Origin of the sequence: Pseudomonas sp. NPDC087346 (assembly GCF_044744235.1) — a bacterium.
Classification (GTDB): domain Bacteria; phylum Pseudomonadota; class Gammaproteobacteria; order Pseudomonadales; family Pseudomonadaceae; genus Aquipseudomonas.
The window spans coordinates 39,269-45,593 of record NZ_JBIUXX010000012.1; the positions used below are offsets into that span (position 1 = coordinate 39,269).

Below are 6,325 nucleotides of genomic sequence, written 5' to 3' on the forward strand. Positions count from 1 at the left end.
GCTGAACGCCTGCGTATAACGGCCTTCCTCTGGCACAAGCCATCCCGTTACCGAGGCTGAACAATGAAAACTCCATGGATTTTGACCTCACTGCTGCTGAGCCTGGCCGGCCAGACAATGGCGCAGGAAAGCCCGGAGAAAGACGATGGGTTCTGGTATGCGCAGACCAGCGTCTATACCAAACATTACTCTCCCGACCCTGAACACAATAACAATCAAGACTTGATTGGCATTGAACGTAATCAGGCGTCAGGCTGGGTATTCGGCGGGGCGACTTTTCGTAACTCGTTCAGCCAGCGATCGAACTACGGTTATGTCGGCAAACGTTTCGACAGCGCCGATTACCCGGTTTACCTGAAACTCACTGGCGGGTTGTTGCAGGGTTATCGCGGCGACTACAAGGACAAGATCCCGCTCAATCACTTCGGCGTTGCGCCGGTGATCATTCCATCGCTGGGTACTCACTACGGACCAGTGGCTGCCGAGCTGGTATTGCTCGGCGCCAACGCGGCCATGGTCACGACCGGCGTGCGTTTCTAGAAACGCACGCGCAATCGCGGCTCAGGAACGAGGCGCGTAGGCAAATACGTCGGCGCGCATTTGATGCGCATCCATCCCCGCCTCAACCAAAGCGTCCAGCGTGCCATAGACCATGGCCGGTGAGCCGCTGGCGTAGACGTGCAGAGGCTTCAGGTCGGCGAAGTCTTCGCAGACCGCCTCATGCAGCATCCCGCAACGCCCTTCCCAGCCACATTGATCGCTGACGACCTTGTGCAGGAACAGGTTGGGCAACTTCACCCATTCGTCCCAATGTTCCATCTGATAGAAGTCTTCCGGTCGGCGCACGCCCCAGTACAGATACACCGGGTGCTTGAAGCCGTTGGCCCGGCAATGTTCGATCAGGCTGTGAATCTGCCCCATGCCGGTACCTGCGGCGATCAGCACCAGTGGACCGTCGGGCAGTTCCGCAAGGTGGGTATCACCGAACGGCAGTTCGACGCGCACCAGCGGATTGCGCTGCAATTGCTCGATCAGGCTCAACGCACTGGGTTCGCGCGCCAGTACATGGATTTCCAGATCACGCCCGCCATGCGGCGCCGAGGCCATGGAGAACGCCGATTTCTCGCCGTTCTCGCGTTCGATCAGCAAATACTGCCCGGCGTGATAACGCGGCGGCTTGCCGGCCGGCGCGCGCAAGCGCACGCGCCAGGTGTCGCCACCGACATCCCGGCATTCGATGACCTGACACGACAGGCTGCGCACCGGCAGTTCTCCCAGCGCGAGCACGCCATCCCACAGCACGATGCAGTCTTCCAGCGGCTCGGCTATGCAAGTGTAGAACTCGCCGTGGTCGCGCACATCGCCGGCCTGCGCGACCCGACCTTCCACCAGCAACGCCGCGCAAACGTGGCAGTTGCCGTTGCGGCAGCTTTGCGGGCATTCGTAGCCCAGGCGCCGCGCGCCATCGAGAATCCGCTCACCGGGCTGTATCTCAAGTACCGCTCCGGAGGGCTGCAGGGTTACACGCATCAATCTATTCCTAACTGATTCCAGATGGCATCGATCCGTTGAGTAACGGCGTCGTCCTTGACGATCACACGACCCCACTCGCGAGTGGTCTCACCCGGCCACTTATGGGTGGCATCGAGGCCCATTTTCGAGCCCAGGCCAGAGATCGGCGAGGCGAAGTCGAGATAGTCGATCGGCGTGTTATCGATCATCACCGTGTCACGCTTGGGGTCCATGCGCGTGGTGATGGCCCAGATCACGTCGTTCCAGTCCCGGGCGTTGATATCGTCGTCGGTGACGATAACGAACTTGGTGTACATGAACTGTCGCAAAAACGACCAGACACCCAGCATCACGCGCTTGGCATGCCCCGGATACGACTTCTTCATGGTCACGATGGCCATGCGGTACGAGCAGCCTTCCGGCGGCAGGTAGAAATCGGTGATCTCCGGAAACTGCTTCTGCAGGATCGGCACGAACACTTCGTTCAGCGCCACACCGAGGATCGCCGGCTCATCCGGCGGACGACCGGTGTAGGTGCTGTGGTAGATCGGTTTGATCCGGTGGGTGATGCGCTCGACGGTAAATACCGGGAAGCTGTCGACTTCGTTGTAGTAACCGGTGTGGTCGCCGTACGGGCCTTCATCGGCCATTTCGCCCGGATGAATCACGCCTTCGAGGATGATTTCGGCAGTCGCCGGCACTTGCAGATCGTTGCCACGGCACTTCACCAGCTCAGTGCGATTGCCGCGCAACAGACCGGCGAAGGCGTATTCGGAGAGGCTGTCCGGTACCGGCGTCACCGCGCCAAGGATGGTCGCCGGATCGGCACCGAGGGCCACGGACACCGGGAACGGCTGACCTGGATGCTTCTCGCACCACTCACGGAAATCGAGCGCGCCGCCACGGTGACTGAGCCAGCGCATGATCACCTTGTTGCGGCCGATCACTTGCTGACGGTAGATACCGAGGTTCTGCCGGTCCTTGTTCGGGCCTTTGGTGACGGTCAGGCCCCAAGTGATCAGCGGTCCGACGTCGCCGGGCCAGCAGGTTTGCACCGGCAGCATCGCCAGATCGACGTCATCACCTTCGATAACTACTTCCTGGCATACCGCGTCTTTGACGACTTTCGGCGCCATCGCGATGATCTTGCGGAAGATCGGCAGCTTCGACCACGCGTCTTTCAAGCCCTTCGGCGGCTCCGGCTCCTTGAGGAACGCCAGCAGCTTGCCGATCTCGCGCAACTCGCTGACCGACTCGGCACCCATGCCCATGGCGACCCGCTCGGGCGTGCCGAACAGGTTGCCAAGCACCGGGATGTCGTAACCGGTCGGCTTCTCGAACAACAACGCCGGGCCCTTGGCCCGCAGCGTGCGATCGCACACCTCGGTCATCTCCAGCACCGGCGAGACGGGAATCTGGATGCGTTTCAACTCTCCGCGCTGCTCAAGCTGCTGCACGAAATCCCGAAGATCCTTGAATTTCATTGACGATGGCACCCTCAAAATAGGCGTACATCCTACCTGCTCTGACGGGCAAACAGCAGCCCGTCAGCGCTTGGCATTGCTCAATTGTGGCTGGTGCCCAGCAGTATCGGCGCAAACAAAGGGCTCAATCTGGCACTGCCCATGTCAGAAAGATGATCAGCATCCTTGTACTGTGAATGGCCATCGACATCGATGACGCACAGCCCGTCCTTACACATGAAAGGTGTCGGGTCGAGGACGTGCACACCGGAATCCACGGCACTCATTGAGTTGAACAGGTCAGTGAAAAATTGCTGACGCGCCAGATGTTCATTGAGCGGCCGACCGAGCCCCTCGGCCGAGCGCCCGATTCGGGCCAGGCTGGTCAGACGGTTGATGAAACTCTTGTGCTGCAGCGGCACCTCCTTGAACAGCCAGACCTGCACGCCCGCGTCACGTAGCTCGGCCACTTGCGCCTTGAGCGCTGCGGCCATGCGCCGTTCGGCTTGCTGCGTATTGTCTTTGCGATCAAGCAGGAACTGTCTGTCGCCATCGCCGTCTTCACGGCCATAAACGTACAAGCTCCAGTTGGCCGCCAACACCACGTCCTTGATCCCGAGGCTGAGAACTTTCCCCATGTTTCGCTTATTGAAGTCTTTGCACTGCTGGCGTAATACATCTTCGATAATCGGCGGGCAGGCACTCAGACTGTACAACCACACTGGCGGCCCATTTTGACTGACGCTTCCTTCGATGGCCGGTAACAACGCGGCGGTATGACTGTCACCCCAGAACATCTTTGTCGCCGCTAACTTCTGTTCACCGCCCAGCAGGCATGCTTTGTCCAGCGCCTTGTCCGTGCTTACCTGCATACATTTCACCTGCCCGGCCTGCCATTCCCGGGACTGAGCGTACTCCAACGCTTTACCGGTCATGCGCTGGGGCACACCTTGCGCCCGGTCAATCGCCGTCCCCGTCACAGCCAGAGCCGTGATAGAGATCAAACCACCGATCAATACCGAGTTGCGGCTGGCAAACACTCGCTTTTCACGAAACGGCAGCTCGATGTAACGCAAGCTCAGCCATGCAAGACCCAGCGCGAGGGCCATCCAGCCAATCGCTTCCAGAGGCTGGATGCCGTCGATGGAAATCGCGTTGGCATACACGTAAACCGGCCAATGCCACAGGTAGAGCGAATAGGACAGCAGACCAACCCACACCAGGGCACGCAGACTCAACAGCCGGCCAGCCCAGGTCGAACCCTGCGCACCCGACCAGATCAGCGCAGTCGTGCCCAATACCGGAAGCAATGCCGCCCAGCCCGGGAACACCGTGGACTTGTCAAACGTGAACACCGCTACCAGCACTGCCGCCAGTCCAGCCAGACCCACCAACTGACGCAGCCACGTTCGTACAACCAGTTTCGGCGCAGGCATCACCGCCAGCATGGCCCCGCAGAGCAGTTCCCAGGCCCGGGTTGGCAACGAGAAAAAGGCAAATTCGAGCCTGCGTTCGATGTAGATAATGTTCAGGCCGAACGACACCAGCAGCACGCCAAACAGCAGCCAACGCCAATGGCGGATGTGGCGCACCATCAACACCATCATCAGCGGGAAGAAGATGTAGTACTGCTCCTCCACCGCCAGCGACCAGGTATGCAGCAATGGTTTGAGCTCCGAAGCAGGCTCGAAGTAGCCGTCCTGACGCATGAACAGGATGTTGGAGATGAACAACGACTGGTAACGAACCGTACGCCCCAGTTCGGAAAGGTCTTTGGGTGTCAGCAAAAGCCAACCCAACGCCAGCGTCACCACCACAACCACACTCAAGGCCGGCAGGATGCGACGAGCCCGGCGCCCCCAGAAATCAAGGAAGCTGAAGCGCTGGGCACTGATTTCACGGAACAGGATTGTGGTGATCAGGAATCCGGAGATGACGAAGAACACGTCAACGCCGACAAAACCGCCGCTGAATGTACTGAAGCCGAAATGGAACAACACGACGGGAATAACCGCGAGTGCCCGTAATCCGTCGATATCACGGCGATTGCCAAACGTGTGCATAGCGCTCCTTGTGGGTTCGGATACAAGCCGATCAAACAAGGACATTAGCCAGCCAGGAAAGTTATGCACCGCGAGCGCAAAAAAAAGCGCCCCTTTCGGGACGCTCCTTTTTAAGCGGCTTTCGTATTACTTGCGCTTCATCGACAAGAAGAACTCGTCGTTGGTCTTGGTCGTTTTCAGCTTGTCGATCAGGAACTCGATGGCGGCAACTTCGTCCATCGGGTGCAGCAGCTTGCGCAGAATCCACATGCGCTGCAGTTCGTCGTCGGCAGTCAGCAACTCTTCGCGGCGGGTGCCGGAACGGTTGATGTTGATGGCCGGAAACACACGCTTCTCGGCGATCTTGCGATCCAGAGGCAGTTCCATGTTGCCGGTACCCTTGAACTCTTCGTAGATCACTTCGTCCATCTTCGAACCGGTTTCAACCAGTGCGGTGGCGATAATGGTCAGCGAGCCGCCCTCTTCGATGTTCCGCGCAGCGCCGAAGAAACGTTTCGGTTTCTCCAGGGCGTGGGCATCGACACCACCGGTCAGAACCTTGCCGGAGCTCGGGATCACGGTGTTGTAGGCACGGGCCAGACGGGTGATGGAGTCGAGCAGGATCACCACGTCCTTCTTGTGTTCGACCAGGCGCTTGGCCTTCTCGATCACCATTTCGGCAACCTGTACGTGACGGGTCGGCGGCTCGTCGAAGGTCGATGCAACCACTTCGCCGCGCACGGTGCGCTGCATTTCGGTTACTTCTTCCGGACGCTCGTCGATCAGCAACACGATCAGGTGAACTTCAGGGTTGTTACGGGCGATGTTCGCTGCGATGTTCTGCAGCATGATCGTTTTACCGGCTTTCGGCGGTGCAACGATCAGACCGCGCTGGCCTTTGCCGATCGGAGCGCACAGGTCGATCACTCGACCGGTCAGGTCTTCGGTGGAACCGTTGCCGGCTTCCATCTTCATGCGCACGGTCGGGAACAGCGGGGTCAGGTTCTCGAAGAGAATCTTGTTTTTCGCGTTCTCTGGACGATCGAAGTTGATCGTGTCGACCTTGAGCAGTGCGAAATACCGCTCGCCTTCCTTCGGAGGGCGGATCTTGCCAACGATGGTGTCACCGGTGCGCAAGTTGAAGCGGCGGATCTGGCTAGGCGAGACGTAGATATCGTCCGGGCCGGCCAGGTAGGAAGCGTCAGCGGAGCGCAGGAAGCCGAAGCCGTCCTGGAGAATCTCCAGCACGCCATCACCGGAGATTTCCTCACCGCTTTTCGCGTGCTTCTTGAGCAGGGAGAAAATCAC

The 6,325-nt window shown here is 59.3% G+C and carries 5 protein-coding genes; 1 reads left to right on the forward strand and 4 read right to left on the reverse strand.

All coding sequences use genetic code 11. From position 1 onward, the window contains the following. Positions 1-63: 63 nt before the first annotated feature. Complete coding sequence (locus tag ACIOZM_RS10110; protein ID WP_401212791.1) at positions 64-540, forward strand: sn-glycerol-3-phosphate transporter; 477 nt, start codon at positions 64-66, stop codon at positions 538-540. A 21-nt stretch (positions 541-561) separates the two neighbouring features. Here the strand turns inward: ACIOZM_RS10110 and ACIOZM_RS10115 are convergent, their stop codons facing one another. The 4 genes from ACIOZM_RS10115 to rho form a co-directional block, all read right to left on the reverse strand. Continuing rightward, positions 562-1,530, reverse strand: a complete 969-nt coding sequence (locus tag ACIOZM_RS10115) for a CDP-6-deoxy-delta-3,4-glucoseen reductase (protein ID WP_401212794.1) — start codon at positions 1,528-1,530, stop codon at positions 562-564. Then, positions 1,530-2,996: a 4-hydroxy-3-polyprenylbenzoate decarboxylase gene (gene ubiD, locus ACIOZM_RS10120; protein ID WP_401212797.1), complete on the reverse strand. Its 1,467-nt coding sequence runs from the start codon at positions 2,994-2,996 to the stop codon at positions 1,530-1,532. The genes ACIOZM_RS10115 and ubiD overlap by 1 nt, the downstream gene beginning before the upstream one ends. Before the next feature lie 80 nt (positions 2,997-3,076). Beyond that, the gene (locus ACIOZM_RS10125; protein ID WP_401212800.1) at positions 3,077-5,038 is read right to left on the reverse strand and encodes an acyltransferase family protein; all 1,962 of its coding nucleotides are present in this window, start codon (positions 5,036-5,038) and stop codon (positions 3,077-3,079) included. 126 nt (positions 5,039-5,164) lie between these two features. After that, a partial coding sequence (rho, locus tag ACIOZM_RS10130; RefSeq protein WP_401212802.1) for a transcription termination factor Rho occupies positions 5,165-6,325 on the reverse strand: 1,161 nt, incomplete at its 5' end.

Coding starts and splice junctions, on each gene's coding strand:
- ACIOZM_RS10110 (WP_401212791.1), top strand. CDS start 64: ATGAAAACTCCATGGATTTTGACCTCACTGCTGCTGAGCCTGGCCGGC.
- ACIOZM_RS10115 (WP_401212794.1), bottom strand. CDS start 1,530: ATGCGTGTAACCCTGCAGCCCTCCGGAGCGGTACTTGAGATACAGCCC.
- ubiD (WP_401212797.1), bottom strand. CDS start 2,996: ATGAAATTCAAGGATCTTCGGGATTTCGTGCAGCAGCTTGAGCAGCGC.
- ACIOZM_RS10125 (WP_401212800.1), bottom strand. CDS start 5,038: ATGCACACGTTTGGCAATCGCCGTGATATCGACGGATTACGGGCACTC.